At 73.2% G+C, this 18933-nt stretch carries 18 protein-coding genes; 7 read left to right on the forward strand and 11 right to left on the reverse strand.

The window, feature by feature from the left end; all coding sequences use genetic code 11:
• The first annotated feature begins 169 nt into the window (after nucleotides 1-169).
• The 3 genes from ychF to ACERM0_RS00945 all read left to right on the forward strand — a co-directional run bounded on the left by ychF (nucleotide 170) and on the right by ACERM0_RS00945 (nucleotide 2998).
• Nucleotides 170-1261 carry a redox-regulated ATPase YchF gene (ychF, locus tag ACERM0_RS00935; RefSeq protein ID WP_373676612.1) on the forward strand — a complete coding sequence of 364 codons (1092 nt, stop codon included), beginning with the start codon at nucleotides 170-172 and terminating at the stop codon, nucleotides 1259-1261.
• A 72-nt stretch (nucleotides 1262-1333) separates the two neighbouring features.
• Nucleotides 1334-1522: a hypothetical protein gene (locus tag ACERM0_RS00940; RefSeq protein WP_373676613.1), complete on the forward strand. Its 189-nt coding sequence runs from the start codon at nucleotides 1334-1336 to the stop codon at nucleotides 1520-1522.
• Between the two features lie 66 nt (nucleotides 1523-1588).
• Entirely contained in the window at nucleotides 1589-2998 is a 1410-nt protein-coding gene (locus ACERM0_RS00945) for an ABC1 kinase family protein (RefSeq protein ID WP_373676614.1), read from the forward strand.
• A gap of 25 nt (nucleotides 2999-3023) precedes the next feature.
• On the opposite strand, the gene ACERM0_RS00950 is transcribed toward ACERM0_RS00945, so the two are convergent.
• Nucleotides 3024-4193 (reverse strand): S-layer homology domain-containing protein, encoded by a 1170-nt coding sequence (locus ACERM0_RS00950; RefSeq protein ID WP_373676615.1) that lies wholly within the window; start codon nucleotides 4191-4193, stop codon nucleotides 3024-3026.
• A 173-nt stretch (nucleotides 4194-4366) separates the two neighbouring features.
• On the reverse strand, nucleotides 4367-6163 hold the full coding sequence (locus ACERM0_RS00955) for a long-chain fatty acid--CoA ligase (protein WP_373676616.1): 1797 nt from the start codon (nucleotides 6161-6163) through the stop codon (nucleotides 4367-4369).
• Nucleotides 6164-6416: 253 nt separating this feature from the next.
• On the opposite strand from ACERM0_RS00955, the gene ACERM0_RS00960 reads away from it, so the two are divergent.
• The gene (locus ACERM0_RS00960) at nucleotides 6417-7184 is read left to right on the forward strand and encodes a crotonase/enoyl-CoA hydratase family protein (RefSeq protein WP_373676617.1); all 768 of its coding nucleotides are present in this window, start codon (nucleotides 6417-6419) and stop codon (nucleotides 7182-7184) included.
• Nucleotides 7185-7257: 73 nt separating this feature from the next.
• Here ACERM0_RS00960 and ACERM0_RS00965 read toward each other — a convergent pair whose 3' ends face one another.
• Nucleotides 7258-7773: a hypothetical protein gene (locus tag ACERM0_RS00965; RefSeq protein ID WP_373676618.1), complete on the reverse strand. Its 516-nt coding sequence runs from the start codon at nucleotides 7771-7773 to the stop codon at nucleotides 7258-7260.
• A 150-nt stretch (nucleotides 7774-7923) separates the two neighbouring features.
• Between ACERM0_RS00965 and pepN the strand changes: the two genes are divergently transcribed.
• Genes pepN through ACERM0_RS00980 form a run of 3 tightly spaced genes read left to right on the forward strand, consistent with a single transcriptional unit; the run spans nucleotide 7924 to nucleotide 11898 of the window.
• Nucleotides 7924-10527: an aminopeptidase N gene (gene pepN / locus ACERM0_RS00970; RefSeq protein WP_373676619.1), complete on the forward strand. Its 2604-nt coding sequence runs from the start codon at nucleotides 7924-7926 to the stop codon at nucleotides 10525-10527.
• 15 nt (nucleotides 10528-10542) lie between these two features.
• Nucleotides 10543-11076 carry a beta-class carbonic anhydrase gene (locus ACERM0_RS00975; RefSeq protein WP_373676620.1) on the forward strand — a complete coding sequence of 178 codons (534 nt, stop codon included), beginning with the start codon at nucleotides 10543-10545 and terminating at the stop codon, nucleotides 11074-11076.
• Nucleotides 11077-11082: 6 nt separating this feature from the next.
• Nucleotides 11083-11898, forward strand: a complete 816-nt coding sequence (locus ACERM0_RS00980; protein ID WP_373676621.1) for a DUF3097 family protein — start codon at nucleotides 11083-11085, stop codon at nucleotides 11896-11898.
• A gap of 124 nt (nucleotides 11899-12022) precedes the next feature.
• On the opposite strand, the gene ACERM0_RS00985 is transcribed toward ACERM0_RS00980, so the two are convergent.
• From ACERM0_RS00985 to pgmB, 8 genes are all read right to left on the reverse strand, one after another.
• The gene (locus ACERM0_RS00985) at nucleotides 12023-12493 is read right to left on the reverse strand and encodes a DUF6691 family protein (RefSeq protein ID WP_373676622.1); all 471 of its coding nucleotides are present in this window, start codon (nucleotides 12491-12493) and stop codon (nucleotides 12023-12025) included.
• Nucleotides 12490-12942: a YeeE/YedE family protein gene (locus ACERM0_RS00990; protein WP_373676623.1), complete on the reverse strand. Its 453-nt coding sequence runs from the start codon at nucleotides 12940-12942 to the stop codon at nucleotides 12490-12492. The genes ACERM0_RS00985 and ACERM0_RS00990 overlap by 4 nt, the downstream gene beginning before the upstream one ends.
• 165 nt (nucleotides 12943-13107) lie before the next feature.
• A complete protein-coding gene (locus tag ACERM0_RS00995; protein WP_373676624.1) occupies nucleotides 13108-15156 on the reverse strand; it encodes an AAA family ATPase in 2049 nt (682 codons plus the stop codon).
• Nucleotides 15157-15328: 172 nt separating this feature from the next.
• A complete protein-coding gene (locus ACERM0_RS01000; protein WP_373676625.1) occupies nucleotides 15329-15454 on the reverse strand; it encodes a methionine/alanine import family NSS transporter small subunit in 126 nt (41 codons plus the stop codon).
• Nucleotides 15451-16962: a sodium-dependent transporter gene (locus ACERM0_RS01005; RefSeq protein WP_373676626.1), complete on the reverse strand. Its 1512-nt coding sequence runs from the start codon at nucleotides 16960-16962 to the stop codon at nucleotides 15451-15453. Before ACERM0_RS01005 ends, ACERM0_RS01000 begins: the two co-directional genes overlap by 4 nt.
• Before the next feature lie 117 nt (nucleotides 16963-17079).
• Complete coding sequence (gene yaaA, locus ACERM0_RS01010) at nucleotides 17080-17841, reverse strand: peroxide stress protein YaaA (protein WP_373676627.1); 762 nt, start codon at nucleotides 17839-17841, stop codon at nucleotides 17080-17082.
• Complete coding sequence (locus ACERM0_RS01015) at nucleotides 17838-18242, reverse strand: DUF6220 domain-containing protein (protein WP_373676628.1); 405 nt, start codon at nucleotides 18240-18242, stop codon at nucleotides 17838-17840. The genes yaaA and ACERM0_RS01015 overlap by 4 nt, the downstream gene beginning before the upstream one ends.
• Entirely contained in the window at nucleotides 18239-18898 is a 660-nt protein-coding gene (pgmB, locus tag ACERM0_RS01020) for a beta-phosphoglucomutase (RefSeq protein WP_373676629.1), read from the reverse strand. Before pgmB ends, ACERM0_RS01015 begins: the two co-directional genes overlap by 4 nt.
• Nucleotides 18899-18933 lie beyond the last annotated feature (35 nt).

Genomic DNA, 18933 nt, shown 5'->3' on the forward strand with positions numbered 1-18933 from the left:
GGGACCGTACCGCCGGCCCGGACGGCCACCAACCCGTCGCGCACGCGGCCGCCCCGGGGGCCCACGACCGCCGGTGGGCTACGCTCGTGGACCGGGTCCCGGCCGCGCGGCGCGCGCCGGCCGTGCGGTACCCGCCACTCCCCGTTCCACGTTCCCGGAAGGTCCCGCCGTGGCGCTCCAGGTCGGTCTCGTCGGCCTGCCCAACGTCGGCAAGTCGACCCTGTTCAACGCCGTCTCGCAGGCCGGCGCGGAAGCCGCCAACTTCCCGTTCTGCACCATCGACCCCAACGTCGGCGTGGTCGCGGTGCCCGACGCCCGCCTGACGCGGCTCGCCGAGCTGGCCCAGTCCGCCAAGGTGGTGCCGACCGCGATCGAGTTCGTGGACATCGCCGGGCTGGTCGCCGGCGCGTCCCAGGGCGAGGGGCTCGGCAACCAGTTCCTGGCGCACATCCGCGAGGTCGACGCGATCTGCAACGTGGTGCGCTGCTTCGAGGACGACGACATCGTCCACGTCAGCGGCTCGGTCGACCCGGCCCGCGACATCGAGGTGATCACGACCGAGCTGGTGCTGGCCGACCTCGCCACGACGGAGAAGCGGCTGGAGCGCGCGACGCGGGCCGCCCGCAGCGGCGACAAGGACCTCGCGCGCGAACGCGACCAGGTCCTGGCCCTGCGCGACCACCTCGCCGAGGGCCACGTGGCGCGCACCTTCGCCGGCGACCTGGAGCCGTCGGTCGCACGCGAGCTGTCGCTGCTGACCGCCAAGCCGGTTCTGTACGCCGCCAACGTCGCCGAGGACGACCTGCCGGACGGCAACGCCCACGTCGACGTGGTGCGCAAGCTCGCCGAGGAGGAGGGCGCCGAGGTCGTGGTGATCTCCGCCCAGGTCGAGGCCGAGCTCGCGGAGCTCGAGGGCCCCGAGCGCGACGAGTACCTCGCCTCGCTGGGACTGGAGCGCTCCGGCCTCGAGCGCCTGATCGACCGCGCCTACCGGCTGCTCGGGCTGCTGACCTACTTCACGGCCGGGCCGAAGGAGAGCCGGGCGTGGACGGTGCCGGCCGGCTCGACCGCGCCGCGGGCCGCCCGCGAGATCCACACCGACTTCGAGCGCGGCTTCATCAAGGCCGAGGTCATCGCCTTCGACGACTACGACCGCCTGGGATCCGAGGCGGCCGCCCGAGAGGCCGGCCGCCTGCGGATCGAGGGCAAGGAGTACGTGGTCGCGGACGGCGACGTCATCCACTTCCGCTTTAACGTCTAGACCACGGCGCCCGACGTGGGCGTCACCACGAGCTGCCCCGACCAGAGCGGGGCGACCAGGAGGCGATTCGACATGGCCCGGACAGAGCCCATCACGCGACTCGAGGTGGCCGCCTGTCCCACCCACCGCGTCGACGTCAAACACTACGGGCCCTACGAGGTCGGCTGCGCGTGCCTGAACGACGAGCGCCGCGCCGAACTGGCGGAGCGGCTCGAGCGGGCGCGCGCGGAAGGCAACCCGCTCGCCGAGATGGCCGAATGACACGGCCGGCCGCCCGCCCGGAGCCGAACGCCTGACGACCCTGCCCCGGACGAACGGGATCATCGCGTGGCACGCAAGGGACTCGGTGGCCGACTGCAACGCGGCGCCCGCCTCGCCCGCACGGGCGTGCGCGGCGCCTCGGGGCTGGCCGGCGCGAAGGCGCGCCAGCTGGCCGGCCGGCCCGGCGCGGACGACGACGCCCACCGCGAGCTGGCCGCCAACCTCGCCGAGGTGCTCGGTGACATGAAGGGCGCCGCGATGAAGCTCGGCCAGCTGCTGAGCTTCGTCGACCTCGACCTGCCGCCCGACGTGCGCAACGTCTACCACGACGCGCTGGCGGAACTGCGTGACGCGGCGCCCGCCTTCGACCCGGCCGCGATCGACCAGGTGCTGCGCGAGGAGTACGGCGCCGCCCCGGAGACGGTGTTCGCGACGTTCGACCGCACGCCGCTGGCGGCCGCGTCGATCGGGCAGGTCCACGCCGCCACCCTCGACGACGGCCGCGACGTCGTCGTCAAGGTCCAGTACCCCGGGGTCGCCGAGGCCGTGCGCGCGGACCTGCGCAACGCGGAGACGTTCCGGCCCATCGCACGGCTCATGGCGCCCAACCAGGAGATCGAGCCACTGCTCGAGGAACTGCGCGAGCGCATCGACGACGAGCTCGACTACCAGCGCGAGGCCCGCTACCAGCGGGCGTTCGCGACCCGCTACGCGGGGCATCCGTTCATCCGCGTGCCCGACATCGTCGGCGACCTGTGCCGCAACCGTGTGCTCGTCAGCGAACGCGTCCGTGGGGAACGCTTCGACACGGTCGCCACGCAGGCCGACGAGGACACCCGCCAGCGCGTCGGCGAGATCGTCTTCCGCTACGCCTTCGGGTCGATCGGTCGCTTCCGGCTGTTCAACGGCGACCCCCACCCGGGCAACTACCTGATCGAGGCCGAGGGGTCGGCCGCCGACGGGGGCGTGCGCGTCGCCTTCCTCGACTACGGCTCGGTGAAGATGTTCACGCGCGAGCGCTACGCGTCGATGCGTGCTGTCGAGGAGTCGGTGGCGCGGGCCGACCGCGGCGAGGCCATCGCCGCCCTGCGCGACGCCGGGTTCCTGCCGAAGACGGTCCGGGTCGACGAGGACCTCGTCCACGACTGGTTCCGGCTCTACACGCGGCCGGTGCTGGCAGCACAGCCGTTCACGTTCACGCCGGACTATGCCGCCGAGGTGATCCGCTCCACCACCGACCCGCGCAGCCCGTACAGCGAGATGCTGCGCAAGCTCAACCTGCCACCGGACTACCTGCTGCTCAACCGCATCCAGTGGGGGCTGAACTCCGTGCTCGGTCGGCTCGGCGCCACCAACGACTGGAAGGCGATCCGCGACGAGTACGTCGTGCCCGACGCGCCGCCGGCCACCCCGCTGGGCAAGCTCGACGCGGCCTGGTGGCGTGACCGCGATCCGGAGATCGACCCGCCGGCCTGAGACGCGGGCGCAGGCGCCGACCCGGTCAGCCGGGCAGGCGGGCGCCGTGGTCGGCCGCGAGCGTGTCGAGCCACCGGGTCACGAACAGCGCGAGGTGACCGCGCTGCAGCGACGCCGAGGGGCGGAAGCGGCCGTCACCGGTACCGGCGGCCCAGCCCGCCTCGACGGCCTGGTTCACGGGCGTCTCGTGGGCGCCGTGGTCGTCGAAGAACCAGTCCCGCTTCGGGGCGGGCAGACGCTGGCCGGTGCAATGCTCGTGGGCCTGGACCAGCATGCGGGCCATCTGCCCGCGCGTGACCGGCGCCTGGGGGCGGAAGGTGCCGTCCTCGTAGCCGCTGATCACGCCCGCCCGGGCCAGGGCGTGGATCGCGTTCGCGTGCTCGTGCCGGGGCGAGACGTCGGCGAAGCGGTGGTCGTCGGGTGCGGGCAGCTGCCCACCGCTGTGCTCGATGGTGCGGGCCACGAAGCTCGCGAGCTGGGCGCGGGTGACCGTGCGCCCCGGCGAGAACTTCGTCGCGCTGGTGCCCTTGGCGACGTCCCACCAGGCGAGGCAGTCCACGGCCCGCCGCTGCGCGCTGGACACGTCGGTGAACCCGCTCGCCGGCACCCGCCCCGACGGGCAGGCGACGTCGATGTCGCGCGGCTGCGGCTGCGGCAACCGGTTCGGCGACGTGCTTCCGTCGGGGCGGCGGAACACGGCCGTGGCGTACATCCGGCCATTGTCGGCGATCGTGACGCCGATGCCGACCTCGGTGAACGAGGTGCTCAACAGGTTGTCGCGGTGGCCGGGCGACTCCAGCCAGCCACGCATGATGCGGTCGGCCGTCGGCCGCCAGCCGCCGATCGCGTCGACCGGGCCGGCCCAGGCGATGTTCTCGCCCCAGGTGCGCCAGCAGCAGATCTGGTGGCTGACCGACGGGTTGTGCCGGAACGCACCGGTGCGGGCCATCTGGTCCGACCAGCCGCGGGCCGCCTCGCGCAGGTCGCCCCGCACGACCAGCGCCGGGCGTGAGCGGTCCCGGCGGGCCTCGTTGTGCGCCGCGACCAGACGCGCCTCGGCCTTGGCCTCCGCGGAGGTCCGCTCCGGCACCGCGTGTGCCGCACCGGCCATGGGCACGAGCCCGACCGGGGCCAGCAGGGCGAACGCGGTCAACAGGACGAGGACGGGCGGGACACGACGGGCACGCGCCGACATGCGGTTCCTGGGCTCGGGAGCGGTGGGCGAGGGTGAGACAGGACCCGGGTCCCGGGTCCGCGCGGTGGGCATATCGAACGTCCCGAGGCGACGACGAGTTCCACGCATGCGCCGGCCCCGACCGGTGCCTCGCTGAGCGCACGTGATCGGGGCCGGTGACGACCGCGGTGGTCCTACGACTTGCTGCCGGCGTAGACGTCGTCGATCACGTGGCCGTACTTCTCCGAGACGACGTGCCGCTTGACCGACATCTTCTGGCTGAGTTCCACGCCCACCTCGAAGTCCTCGGGCAGGATGCGGAAGGTCCGGATCGACTCGGCCTTGGACACGGCCTGGTTGGCCTCGTCGACCGCCTTCTGTACCTCGGCACGCAGGTCCGGGTCGTCCACGAGGTCGGCGACGGTCTTGCCGGCCTTGCCGTTGGCCTCGGCCCAGGTCGCGAACGCCTCGGGGTCGATCGTGATGAGGGCGGCGATGAACGGCTTGCCGTCACCGACGACCATCGACTGGCTGACCAGCGCGTGGGCGCGCATCCGGTCCTCGAGGATGGCCGGGGCGACGTTCTTCCCGCCGGCGGTGACCAGGATCTCCTTCTTGCGGCCGGTGATCCTGAGGTAGCCCTCGCCGTCGAGCTGGCCGATGTCGCCGGTGTGGAACCAGCCGTCGTCCTCCAGCACCTCGCGGGTGGCGTCCTCGTTCTGGTAGTAGCCGACGAAGATGTTGCCGCCCTTGAGCAGGACCTCGCCGTCCTCGGCGATCTTGACCGAGACACCCGGCAGCGGCTTGCCGACCGTGCCGATCTTGAACGCGTCGGGCCGGTTGACGCTGGCGGGAGCGGTCGTCTCCGTCAGGCCGTAGCCCTCCAGGATCGTGACGCCGATGCCGTTGAAGAAGTGGCCGAGCCGCTCGCCGAGCGCCGCACCGCCGGACACCGCGTAGCGGACGTTGCCGCCCATCGCGGCCCGCAGCTTGCCGTAGACGAGCTTGTCGAACAGCCCGTGCTGCAGCTTCGTGCCGAAGCCGACCGCACCGGCGGCTTGCTCACGCGAGTACTGCTCCGCGACGGCGGCCGCCTTGTCGAAGATCTTGCCCTTGCCGTCGCCGTGTGCCTTCTGCTGCGCGCCGTTGAAGACCTTCTCGAACACGCGGGGCACGGCCAGCAGGAAGGTCGGCTTGAACATGCCGAGCTCCTCGAGGAGCTGCGGGATGCCCGTGGAGTAGCCCAGCTTCACGCCGGCGTTGATCGTGGCGACCTGGATGTAGCGGGCGAAGATGTGCGCCAGCGGCAGGAACAGCAGCGTGCTCTCGCTGGGCCGCATGACCTCGCTGATCGCGGACTCGCTCTGGGCGACGTTCCAGGCGAAGTTCCGGTGCGTGAGCTCGCAGCCCTTCGGCCGGCCGGTCGTGCCCGACGTGTAGACCAGCGTGGCGAGGTCGTCGGCCGTGACCGCGGAGGCGCGCTGCTGCACCTGCTCGTCGGTGACGTCGGCGCCGGCCGCCTTGAGCGTGTCCAGGCCGCCTTCCTCGATGACGAAGACGTTGCGGCAGTTCGGCAGCTTGCCGGACACCTCGTCGAAGATCGAGCGCAGTTCCGGGGTCTCGATGACGATGCCGACGGCGTCGGAGTCGGAGACGATCCACTCCACCTGCTCGGCCGAGGAGGTCTCGTAGATCGGCACCGTGACGGCGCCCGCCGCCCAGATCGCGTAGTCGAGGACCGTCCACTCCAGTCGGGTCGCCGACATGATGCAGACCCGCTCGCCCGGCTCCACACCGAGCCCGATCAGGCCCTTCGCGACCGCGGTCACCTCGTCGACGAACTGGCGGACCGTCCAGTCCACGAAGGTGTCGCCCACCCGGTGGGAGACCGCCACCCGGTCCGGCGACGTGCGCGCGGCTTCGAACAGCGGGCCGGTGAGGTTTGCCCCGTCGGGCACCGCGACCTCGCCCGGGCTGGTGTACTCCTGCATGTCGTCTCCCCTTGCCGTGCTCGGCGTCATCCCGTTTCTGGCCGGTAGGGGTCGGACACGAATTCGTCCGCGACCGCGGTCCCCCACCGTCGACCTTCGGCTTGCCGGCAGGCCTGGCTGCGTGCCGGTGCCTCCCTCGGCGCTGATCGTAGCAAGCACCCCACACGGACCGGAGGTGCCGGTGGGTCGCGGGGGTGCGACGGCTAGCGTCGGTCGGGTTCCTGGTTCGCCGACGCTCCGGACGATTCCTGCCATGGACGTGCACACCCGGATCCACGGGCCCGTCGCGGTCGTGACCATCGACCGGCCGACGGTGCGCAACGCCGTCGACCGCCCGACGGCGGACGCCCTGCTCGACGCCTGCGAGGCGGCGGACGCCGACCCGGACGTCGCGGTGCTGGTGCTGACCGGAGCGGGCGGCACCTTCTGTGCGGGCGCGGACCTACATGCCGTCGACGACCCGCAGCGGCGCAACCGCCTGGAGCGCAACGACCTCGGCCCCATGGGTCCGACCCGCCGGATGCCGAGCAAGCCCGTCATCGCGGCCGTCGAGGGACACGCCGTCGCCGGCGGCCTGGAGCTCGCCCTGTGGTGCGACCTGCGGGTGGCGGCCAGCGACGCCGTGTTCGGGGTGTTCTGCCGACGCTGGGGCGTGCCCCTGATCGACGGCGGCACGGTGCGCCTGCCGAGGATCGTCGGGCACGGCCGCGCGCTCGACCTCGTGCTTACGGGACGTCCGGTGGACGCCGAGGAGGCGCTCGCGATCGGTCTCGTCACCCGCGTGGTGGCGCCCGGCGAGGCGCTGGCGGCGGCCGTGGAGCTCGGTGGGCAGTTGTCCGCGCTCCCCCAGCGCACGCTGCGCGCCGACCTCGCCTCCACCCGGGCGGCGTTCGACCGGCCGTTGCCCGAGGCCCTGCTCGCCGAGCACGACGGCGGCGTGGCGGCGATCGAGGCGGGCGGCATGGCCGACGTCGCCCACTTCCGGGCCGGGGCCGGCCGCCACGGCGCGCCGCCGCCCTAGCCGCCGCAAACGCGCGCGCCGTCGCGGGCGTGGCGCGCCGTCGCGGGCGTGGCGCGCCGCCGCGGTCGTGGCGTCAGCGGCGACGCGGGTCCAGCTCCGCCGGCAGCGCCGGGAGCCAGCCGAGCTCCAGCAGGGCCCACAGGCCGATCAGCACGGCCTCGGCGGCGTCGTGCCGCAGCGAGGCGGGTCTGGCGTCGCCGCAGGTGGTGATGACCCGTCGCGCCAACGCGTCGGCCGCCTGCTTCGCGCCGGCACCGCTGCGCTGCTCGCGGGGGTGCAGCAGACGGGCGCGCCACGTCTCGGGTGCCACCCGCAGGACCTGGGCGCCCCGGCGGCCCGCCCGCTTGGCCCACACGTCACCAAGAGCACGGTCGCCCTCCACGACCAGCGCCTGGATGCTGCCGGCCTCCCGCAGCAGCCCGTCCGCGCCGCCACGCAGCCGCGTGCGCGTGCCGAAGTTGCGCGAGCCGACGCGCTCGAGCCGCCCGCCGTCGTCGAAGAGCGCGAACCCCGTCCGCAGGCCCAGGTCGACCGCCAGCAGCCGCCGCAGGGCGGGCGCGGCCGCCGTCCCACCCGACCCGTCCGCCACCACCCGTCACCTCCCGCCGGCCGACCCGGCAGCCGGGCCGCCCACGCCCCGGCCACACCCCGGGCGAAGGTCGCTCGCCCGCGTTGTCGGACAGGGTGCCCGCTCCCCTAGCCTGCCGGCGATTCCCCTCGCCCGTCTCTCGAGGACGTCTTGACCAGCCACGACACGCCCCCCGACGCCGACACCGGTGCCGTCCGGGAGAACCTGACCCGCGACGAGGCCCGGGAGCGCGCCGCCCGCGTCGCCGACGTGCACACCAGCGTGCACCTCGACCTCACCACGGGCGCGGAGACGTTCGAGGCCACCTCGCGGATCCGGTTCCGCACCATCGACGACGGCGGCACGTTCGTGGACTGCACCGCCGACCGCGTGCAGCGGGTCGAACTCGACGGTGAGGTCCTGCCCGCCGAGGTGGTCGAGCCGACGCGGATCCAGTTGCCGGGCCTCCACGCCGGCGAGCACGAGCTCACGGTCGTCGCGACGATGGCCTATCGCCACGAGGGCAAGGGCCTGCACCGCTTCGTGGACCCGAGCGACGACCGGGTCTACCTCCACAGCCAGTTCGAGCCGTTCGACGCCCACCTCGTCTACGCCTGCTTCGACCAGCCGGACCTCAAGACCACGTTCGCGCTGAGCGTCGACGCTCCCGAGGAGTGGGTCGTCGTCTCCAACGGCCGCGCGCTCGAGCGCCCCGACGAGGGGCGGGCCGGCCGCTGGGTGTTCGAGCCGACCCCGGTGCTGTCCACCTACGTCACGGCGATCGTCGCCGGTTCCTACGCCGAGGTGACCGACGAGCACCGCGGGATGCCGCTCGGGGTGTTCGTACGCCGCTCGCTGGCGCAGTACCTCGACACCGACGAGATCTTCGAGGTGACCAAGCAGGGGCTGGACTACTTCGAGGACGTGTTCGCCACGCCGTACCCGTTCGGCAAGTACGACCAGCTGTTCGTGCCGGAGTTCTCCGCCGGGGCGATGGAGAACCCGGGCGCGATCACGTTCTCCGAGCTGTACGTGTTCCGCAGCAAGGTCACCGACGCCAACCACGAGCGCCGCGCGGAGACCATCCTCCACGAGATGGCCCACATGTGGTTCGGCGACCTCGTGACCATGCGCTGGTGGGACGACCTGTGGCTCAACGAGTCGTTCGCCACGTTCATGGCCGTGCTCTCGCAGGCCGACGCGACCCGCTGGCGAAACGCCTGGGTCACGTTCCTGGACGCCGAGAAGGCGTGGGCGAAGATGCAGGACCAGCTGCCCTCGACGCACCCGGTGGCCGACGAAATGCCCGACGTCGAGTCGGTGCACCAGAACTTCGACGGCATCACCTACGCCAAGGGCGCGTCCGTGCTGCGTCAGCTGGTCGCCTGGGTCGGCCAGGACGAGTTCCTCGCCGGCGTGCGTGACTACTTCGACCGGCACGCGTGGGGCAACACCGACCTCGGTGACTTCCTCGGCGCACTCGAGCGCACGAGCGGCCGCGACCTGGCCGCCTGGCGCGACGAGTGGCTGCTGACCACCGGCGTCAACACCCTCACGCCGGAGATCGAGCTCGCCGACGACGGCACCTACGCCGACGTCGTGATCGTGCAGAGCGCACCGGCGCCGTCGTGGGCCGGTCTGCCCGGCGTGCCGGCCCGCGAGCCGGTCCTGCGACGCCACCGCGTCGCCGTCGGTGTCTACCGCCGTACCGCCGAGGGCCTCGTCCGTGACCAGCGCGTCGAGCTGGACGTCGAGGGCGAGCGCACGCCCGTCAAGGACCTGGTCGGGGTGCCGGCCGGCGACGTGCTGCTGGTCAACGACGACGACCTCACCTACGCCAAGGTCGAGCTCGACCCTGCCTCGACCCGCGTGCTGACCGACGCGTTGGACGCGCTGGTTCAGCCGCTGCCCCGCGCGCTGGTCTGGTCGTCCACCTGGGACATGGTCCGCGACGGCCGGCTGCCGGCCCGTGACTACGTCGACCTCGTGATCCGCAACGTCGCCTCCGAGTCGGAGGTCGGCGTGCTGCAACGGCTGCTGCTGCGGGCCACCGGCGCGGCCGAGCGCTACGCCGACCCGGCGGTGCGCGATCAGCTGCTGGGCCGGCTGGCCCGGCACGCGCGCGAGCTGCTGGCCGACCTCACGCCCGGCAGCGACCACCAGCTCGCCGTCGCCCGCCACTGGGCCGCGACCGCCCGCGCCGACGAGGCACAGCTGGCCGACGTCCAGCGCCTCCTCGACGGCGCGCTCCGCTTCGAAGGCCTGGAGCTGGACACCGACCTGCGCTGGCACCTCGTGATCTGCCTGGCCCGCGCCGGCGCGGTCGGCCAGGAGCGGATCGCGGCCGAGCTCGAGCGCGACGACACCGACCTCGGGCGTCGCCAGGCGGCGACGGCCCGGGCGGTGCAGCCGCTGGCCGACGCGAAGGAGGCCGCCTGGCGACAGCTGTTGGACGACACCTCGCTGTCGCACACGGTGTCGCGCCAGATCTGGGGTGGGTTCAGCCAGCTCGACCAGGGCGAGGTCCTGGCGCCCTACACGGAGCGCTACTTCGCGTCGCTGGACGGCGTGTGGCGGGACCGCTCGCTGGACTGGGCGCTGGAGTTCTCCGAGGGCATGTTCCCCCACTGGGCCGCGTCGCCGGTGCTGGTCGACACGGTGGACGCGACGCTCGCCCGCGAGGACCTGCCGCGACCGCTGCGACGGATCCTCCTGGAGCAGCGCGACACGCTGGTCCGCACGCTGGACGCCCGCGCCCGCGACGCCGCCGCCTGACCCCCGAGGAACACGATGCACCACGACGCCCCCCTGCACGTCTTCGCCGAGCTGACGACCGCCAACGCGGCCTACGCCGACGGTGGCGACCACCGGGTCCTGCCGGTCGTGCCGTCACGTCAACTCGCGATCGTCACCTGCATGGACGCCCGCATCGACGTGTTCGCGGCCGTTGGCCTGCAGCTCGGCGAAGCGCACGTCATCCGCAACGCCGGCGCGCGGGTCACCGACGACGTGCGCCGGTCACTGGCCCTGTCGACGCACCTGCTCGGCACCCGGGCGGTCGCGCTGGTCGCCCACACCAACTGCGGGGTGCACGACCCCGAGGGCACCATCTACGACCGCATGTCGGTCACGATGGGGCGCGCCCCGGCCGACCGCGACTGGCACACCTTCGCGGACCCGCGTGACGCCCTGCGGGACGACGCCCGGCAGCTGCTGGCCTGGCCGGACCGGCCCGACGGCTTCGCGGTCGGGGCCTACCTGTTCGACGTGGAGACCGGCCGGCTGGAAGAGGTCGTCGCCCCGATCGCCGCACCGCCGGTGTGAGCCGCCGTGGCTGACCGCTACGGCGACGACGTCCTCGCCGACCCGCGCGCCCACCGGCGTGTCGTGCCCACCGTGACGGTCTCCCGCGGCCTGCTGGTCGAGGCCGACGGGGGGTTCGTGGGGACGGTCGTTGGCTGCACGGCCCGCGAGGTGGTGCTGCGCGACCGGCGGGGACGCGAGCGGCGGTTCTCGCTCGAGCCGGGTCTGTTCCGCGTCGACGACCAACTCGTGCGGCTGATCGCGCCTGCCCGGCCGGCGCCGGCGCCCAAGGCCCCCGCGGTGTCCAACAGCGGTTCGGTGGCCGTGGCCGATGCCCCGGCGCGCGTGGCGCGTGCCAGCCGCATCCTCGTCGAGGGGGTGCACGACGCCGAACTCGTCGAGCAGGTCTGGGGCCACGACCTGCGCGTCGAGGGCGTGGTCGTGGACGTGCTGCACGGCGCCGACGACCTGGACGCCGTCGTGCGCGCGTTCGCGCCCGGTCGCGGCCGTCGCCTGGGGGTGCTGCTCGACCACCTCGTCGCGGGCACGAAGGAGGCCCGCATCGCGGCGAGCGTGCGGCATCCCCACGTGTTGGTGACCGGCCACCCGTTCGTCGACGTGTGGCAGGCGGTGCGTCCGGAGGTGGTCGGCATCGACGCCTGGCCGACGGTGCCACGCGGCGAGCCGTGGAAGGAGGGCGTCGCCCGGCGGCTCGGCTTCCCCGACCACCAGGAGCTGTGGCGACGGATCCGGACCTCGGTGACCACCTGGCGCGATCTCGACCGCTCGCTGATCCGGGCCGTCGAGGAGCTGATCGACTTCGTCACGGACCCCGACGTCTGACGACGGCCGCCCGCGCCAGCGGGCTCGAGGTCGAACGAGCGGTGCACGTCGGTCCGGCGTCGCCCCGGTGCGTCGCTGGCTCGACCGAGCGCCACAGCCGCGACCGTGCGTCGACGGGTGTCGGTCAGGTCGTGCTCGGTGTCCGGTGCCCGTGGTCGGTGGTCGGGTGCAGCGTCGTCGAGGCAGGTGGCGGTGTCGAGGCGCGCTCCATGCCGTCGCGTACGAGCACGCCGACACCGATCCCGAGCATGACCCACAAGCCGTTGAGGCGGCCGCCGGCGACCATGGCGGCGACCGCGCCCGGGCACGTGCCCGCGACGGCCCAACCGACGCCGAACGTCAGCCCGCCCTTCACGTGCTTGGCCTGCGGCTGCTCCCGCCCGATCCTGAGCGGCCCACCGAACGGGGTGCGCCACCGGCGGCGCTCCAGCAGCCACAGGAGAGGGGCTGCCGTCCCGATCGAGGCGACCATCATGAGGTACAGGTGCGCCTCCTGGAACAGCAACCCGCGGTGGATCACGTCGTAGTCGGCCATGCCGCTCAACCACAACGCCGCGCCGAACACCAGCCCGAGCAGCAGTCCGACGAGCCTCACAGCGCACCCCCGGTGGCGATGTGCACGAGCCAGGTCACGGCCACCGCCGTGGCGAAGAAGGTGCCGGTCGCGGTGAGGCTGCCCGCAGATCGCGTCGAACAGCCAGCGAGGCCGTTGCCCGACGTACAGCCTCCGGCCCACCGGGCGCCGTAGCCGACGAGCACCCCGCCCACGACGAGGACGGGCGGCAGCGCGCCGGCGGGCAGGACCTCGCTCAGCTTTCCGTAGTAGGAACTCGGAGCCAGCTGGCCACGGAACGCCGCCGCGGTGGCGGCGCCGCCGAGCAGGCCGGCGAAGAACCACAGACGCCACGGATCCGCTGGTCGTCTGAGGATCACGAAGCCGAGGTGGAGGTACGACCCCGACACGCCGAGCCGCTGGTTCGTCAGCAGGTAGAGCGCCACGACCAGCGCCCCGAAGATCGGGCCGGCCACGTACCAGGGCAACACGTCCGCCCTCTCCACCCGCCGGCGTGCACACCCGCGGGACCTCGCGTCAGCGTACGTCCCGGTCTTCCGCCAGGTGAGGGTTTCGGACGCTCATTCGGCGACACCATCGGCCTCAGCGCCCTCGAGGTCGAAGCAGCGCGCCGGGCGGGAGCGCTCACCTGGCGGTCAGCCTCGGGCGGAGGGTTCCTCCTCGGGGGTGGCCCAGGGGGTGGCGACCTCGGCGCCTTCCAGGTGATCGGTGCGGCGGCGGTCCTGACCGCGGCGCTCGACGCGCAGGCCCTCGGTGACCGGCGGGCCGGCCGCCTCGGCGACCGCGGTGATCTCGTCACCGACCAGCTCGTCGCGGTCGAGGAGCGCGTCGCGCAGCGCCTCGAGGATGTGGCGGTTCGCGTCGATCAGCGCCCGCACACGCGCCTTGGACACCGCCAGCAGGCGGTCGACCTCGGGCCGCGTGACCGGGTCGGCGAGGGTGCGGCCGACCAGGTTCGTGTCGCCGAGCGGGCCGTTCTGCACCGCCGCCAGCGACACCAGGCTGCCGCCCATGCCGGCGGCGCCGACGGCCTCGCACGCCACCCGTGTGGCCGCGACCAGGTCGCCGCTGGGCCCGGTCGAGGACTCGCCGAAGTACAACTCCTCGGCGACCATCCCGCCCATGGCGATGTCGACCAGGGCCTGCAGCTCGCTCTTCGCCCGCGTGTAGACCTCGTCGAGGTCGCCGTGGGCGAGCAGACCCAGCGAACCGGAGCGCTTCACGATCGACAGCACCTCGAGCTTGCGGCGCTGGGTGAGGAAGGCGACGGTGGCGTGTCCGGCTTCGTGGGTCGCGACGACGCGCCGCTCGTGGTCGGTGTAGACGACCGGGTTCTTGAGTCCCACCTCCTCGTTGAGGCGGGCGCCCTGGACGTCACGCCAGTCGAGCGCGTCGCGACCGTCGCGCAGGGCGTGCAGGAGCGCCTCGTCGAGCAGGTGCTCGATCATCACCGGCGTGTAGCCGAACGTCTGGCCGGCCAGCGCGTCGCGGAGTTCGGGGTCGTCGAGCGCTGCGGCGTGCGACTTGCGGGCCAGGAAGTGGTCGATCAGGTCGCGACGGGCCGCGCGCGCGGGCGGCTCGAACGTCAGGCGTCGATCGAAGCGGCCCGGTCGCAGCATGGCGGGGTCGAGCCGGTCGGCGCGGTTGGTCGCCGCGATCAGCAGCAGGTTGTTGTACGCGGACGGCTTGCGCTGGATCTGGCGGTGCAGGGGCAGGAAGCCGTTGATCCAGTCGCTGACGGCGTTGCGGGCGCGCTCGTGCCAGGGCGGCTGGTCGAACGATTGCATCTGGATCAGCAGCTCGTTGACGATCCCACCGGTGCCTTCGCTCATCATGCGTTGCAGGCGCAGGCCCGTCCCCTCGAGCAGGTGCTGCTCGTGCGCGTGGGCGGGGGCCGGGTCGGTCGGCTGCCCGCACGGCGCCATGAGGGTGGGCGCCGGGGTGGCGTTCATGCCGCCGCGCGCCGTCGCGATGGCGTCGATCTCCTCGATGAAGCCGATCGCACCGCCCTCGCGGCGGGCGGCCTTGCGCAGCGCGCGGAAGTAGGCGCGGATCTTGCGGGCCGTGGCCCCGTACCACATCGATTGGAAGCTGGTGGCGGACACGAACAGGAACGGCACCCCGGCCTCGCGCGCCAGGGCCTTGGCGAGATGGGTCTTGCCGGTCCCCGGCGGTCCCTCGAACAGCAGCCCGCGGCGCGGGGTGCCACCCAGCTGCTCGCGGAACCGGGCGTAGCCGAGGAACGTGTTGAGGGTGCGCACGACCTCCTCGACGATGGCGTCGATGCCCTTGACGTCGGCGAGCGAGACGTCGATCTGTTCGGGCCGGAACGTCAGGTGGGGCGAGCGGCCGCTGGCCAGCGGCATCGCCACGATCGCCAGCAGCGCGACGACGAAGACCAGCGGGATGACGTAGAGGATCGGGTCGTCGGGCAGCCCCGGCAGCGCGAAGACCTGGAAGGGGCGGCCGTCGAGGATGCGGTACCACAGGAACGCCAGCGGAACGGCCAGCACCACCGCGAGCGTGCGCAACCGGGCCTGCCGGCGCCGCTCGCGAGCGGTCCCGACGTCGGCCGCCGAGGCACCGAGGAACGCCCCGCCGAGCGCGGCCGCGACGCTGTCGGAGCGCTGCCGCCCGCCGGCGTCGATCGTGGCCGTGTGCTCGCGACGGGCGTCGTCGGTCATCCCTGGTCCCCTCCCCGGCCCCCGCCCACGCTGAGCAGTCGGGCCCTTACGCACAGTGAACGGCCCCCACGGCGCGGATCCCCTGAACATCGGGACATCGAGTGACCGTCCGCACGTGCCGTGCGCCTGACGCGCGGACGGCGGGTCGCCACACACCGGCGCGGGCGGTGCGTCAGGTGTCCCGCACGGGCGGCGCACTGCGGCGCGAGCGGACGACCGCGAAGGACAGGCTCGCGACCAGCCCGCCCCACACGAGCACGAGGGCGATGACCATCAGGACCACGGCGGACGTGCTCATGCCGACATCTCCGGATCGAACTCGACCGGCACCGACTCGTGCCAGGGGCGGGCGGTGAACAGCACGCCGATGACCAGGGCCAGCGCGGCGGCGCCCCAGCCGAAGACCACCAGGAAGTCGACCGGCAGCCCCTCGTAGGGCTCGGCCAACTCACGCCGCAGGTTGTCGATGGTGACCGCACCCAGCAGCAGCGGCGTCACCCCGACGAGCGCGCCCGACCACCAGCCGCCCAGCGGCAGTTCGGACACGGCGTCGGCGTGCTGGCGCAGCTCCGACAGCCGGCGCAGTGCCCAGGCGACCACGATCACCTCGGCGAGCCCGACCGCGGCCACGCCGAAGTTGTTCACGAAGTTGTCGACCACGTCCAGCAGCGTCGGGCCGAGCCCGGTCGCGTAGAACAACGACACCACGGCCGTCCCGCCGCCGATCACGCCAACGGCCTTGGCGCGGCTCCAGCCGAACTTGTCGATCACGGCCGACGCGCTGGCCTCGGTGATGGAGATCAGCGACGACAGTCCGGCGGCGACGAGCGAGGCGAAGAACAGCACCCCGAACACCCGGTTCAGGGCCGGCAGCTCCGACACGATGGTCGGGAAGACCACGAACGCGAGGCCCACCCCGCCGGTGGCGACCTCGTCCACGGCGGCGCCCTGCGACGCGGCCAGGAACCCGATCGCGGCGAACACGCCGATGCCGGCGAGCAACTCGAACGACGAGTTGGCGAACCCCGCGATGAAGCCGTTGGTGGTCAGGTCGGCGCCGCGACGCGGCAGGTAGCTCGCGTACGTGATCATGATCGCGAAGCCGACGGACAGGGAGAAGAAGATCTGCCCGTACGCGGCCACCCAGATGCCGCCGTCGCCGAGCGCGCCCCAGTCGGGCGTGAAGAACGCGTCCAGCCCCTCGGTGGCGCCGGGAAGGGTCAGGGCGCGCACCACCAGCACGCCGAAGGTGACCACCAGCAGCGGGATCAGGATGCGGTTGGCGCGCTCGACACCGCGACGCACCCCGCTGGCGAGCACGCCCAGGGTCACCAGCCAGATGGCGACCAGCGGGACCAGCACGCCCAGCCGCATGCCGCCGAGCTGCCAGGGCTCGCTGGCGGCCCAGTAGCTCTCGAAGAGGAATGCCTCGGGGTCGTCGCCCCACGCGAGGTCGAACGCGAACCACGTGTAGGCCGCAGCCCAGGCGATGACGACCGCGTAGTAGCTGGCGATCAGCAGGCACACGCCGACCTGCCACCACCCGAGCACCTCGGCACGGGGGTGCAGGCGGCGGAAGGTCAGCGGGGCGCTGCCGCGGAAGCGGTGACCGAGCGCGTACTCCAGCACGAGCAGCGGGATCCCGGCCGTCAGCAGCGCGACCAGGTAGGGCACGAGGAAGGCACCGCCGCCGTTGTCGTAGGCGACGTAGGGGAACCGCCAGATGTTGCCCAGTCCGATGGCGGAGCCGATGGCGGCCAGCAGGAATCCGGCCCGGCTCCCCCACTGTTCACGTTGTTCGGCCACGACGACCTCGCTCTCGCCCGTCTTCCCGCCGTGAGGAGGGCTAGGACAGCGCGCCGAACGCCCACCGACGTGCAGGCGGTCCCGGCCGTGCGGCGGTGTCCGCCGCCACGAGACCGGTCAGATCCGGCAGATCGCCGTGACGTCGGCGCCGCTGGCTTCCAACTGCCAGCCCGCGCCCGGGTCCGCCCGGCGGGTCAGTCCGACGGCGTCGAGATCCGGGTGCGCGAGCAGTGTCGCCGTCAGCCGCCCCTTGCAGACCTTCGTGCGCGCGGCGTTGGCCGCCCGACCGTCGGGGCGCACGAAGCGGACCGAAACGACGTCGAGGTCGCGGCGCACGCCCGCGTCCCAGACCCGGGCGTGCTCGGCGGGCAGCAGATCCCACACCCGCCGCCCCTGGCCGAGCCGCGCCAGTTCCTCGGCGACCCGTTCGCGCCACCAGCCGCCCAGGCCGCCCAGCGACGGCAGGCGCGCGGCCACCTCGAGGCGGTAGTCGGGCACGGGGTCGGCCATGGCGGCCAGGCCGAGCAGCGCGGACACCACGCGCACGTCAGCGCCCGCGCCTTCCGGGTCCAGTTCGGCCAGTCCGGCGTTGCCGTGCACGACCCCGCGATAGCGCCGGTGGGCGGGCATGGTCGGCGCCGCGGGCAGGCCGACCAGCAGCTTGCGGGCGTCGGCGACCCTGCCGGTGCCGACGCCGGCGAGGCGCGCCAGCGCCGCGTCGTCGAGGGCGTCGACGTCGTCCAGCACGGCCGCCAGCACCTGCCGGCGGGCGTCTCCCAACGCGCCGCCGTCGCGGGCCACGACCTCGCCGTAGGTGGGCTGCTCGCCGCCCTCGGCCTTGCCCTTCGAGGGTGGCAGCAGGACCAGCGGTGCGCTCACGCGCGTGCCGGCCGGGCCAGCAGCACCGCCAGGGCGACCGACAGGCCCAGCAGGCTGACCCCCAACGGGACGTGCACCGAGGAGGCGACGGCGCTGCCGGTGCGGTGACCGACGTAGCCGAGTCCGGTCTGGCCGACCAGGCCGACCACGAGCAGGATCGCCAGCGCCAGCGGCAGGGAGCCCGCGCGTGCGACGAGGACCAGCCCGGTCAGGACGACCGACAGCAGCAGCACACCGTGGCCGACGCCGCCGTGGAGTCCGAACAGGCCGCCGTCGACGAACAGTGCCTGCCCCGCGAGCGCAGCCTGGGTCAGGATCCCGAGCGCCACGAGCCAGGCGACGACGAGCAACGGCGTGCGCAGGGCCGGACGGGCGGTGGTGGGCGCGGCCGAGGCGGTCATGCCGGCCCCTCCCCCAGCACGACACCGAGATCGATGTCGGCGGGCGTGTCGAAGCGGTACGTCGCGTGCCCGACCCGATCGGCGGGACCGACGCCGACGGCGACCATGCCGGCCGCCAGGGCGGCGTCCACCCCCGACGTGGCGTCCTCGACGACCACGCACTGTCCGGGCGGGACGTCCAGCCGACGGGCGGCCTCGAGGAACAGGTCCGGGGCCGGCTTCGCCCGCTCGACGCTGTGCCCGTCGGCGACGGCGTCGAAGCGGTCCGTGAGTTGCAGCTTCTCCAGCACCAGCCCGGCGTTCTTGCTGGACGAACCGATCGCGACCTTCAGACCGCGCCGCTTGGCGTCGTCGACGAGGTCGACCGCGCCGGGCAGGGCGTCGTCGGGCGTCATGCCGGCCAGGGAGTCGACGTAGTAGCGGTTCTTGCGCTCCATCCACGCCTCGAGGGTGGGCTCGTCGACCTGCCGGTCGCCGAGCAGGGCGAGCAGCGACTCGCGGCGCGACAGGCCGCGCAGGGCCTCGTTGGCCGTGCGGTCGAAGGGCAGCCCCTCCTCGTCGGCGAGGCGCTGCCAACCCTGATAGTGCTGCTCGGCGGTGTCGGTGATGACGCCGTCGAGGTCGAAGATCACGGCGCGTGGCCGCACGTCGGTCACGGTCGGTCCAGTCGTCACGGGAGCGGGGTCGGCAC

It is taken from the genome of Egicoccus sp. AB-alg2, assembly GCF_041821065.1.
Classification (GTDB): Bacteria; Actinomycetota; Nitriliruptoria; order Nitriliruptorales; family Nitriliruptoraceae; genus Egicoccus.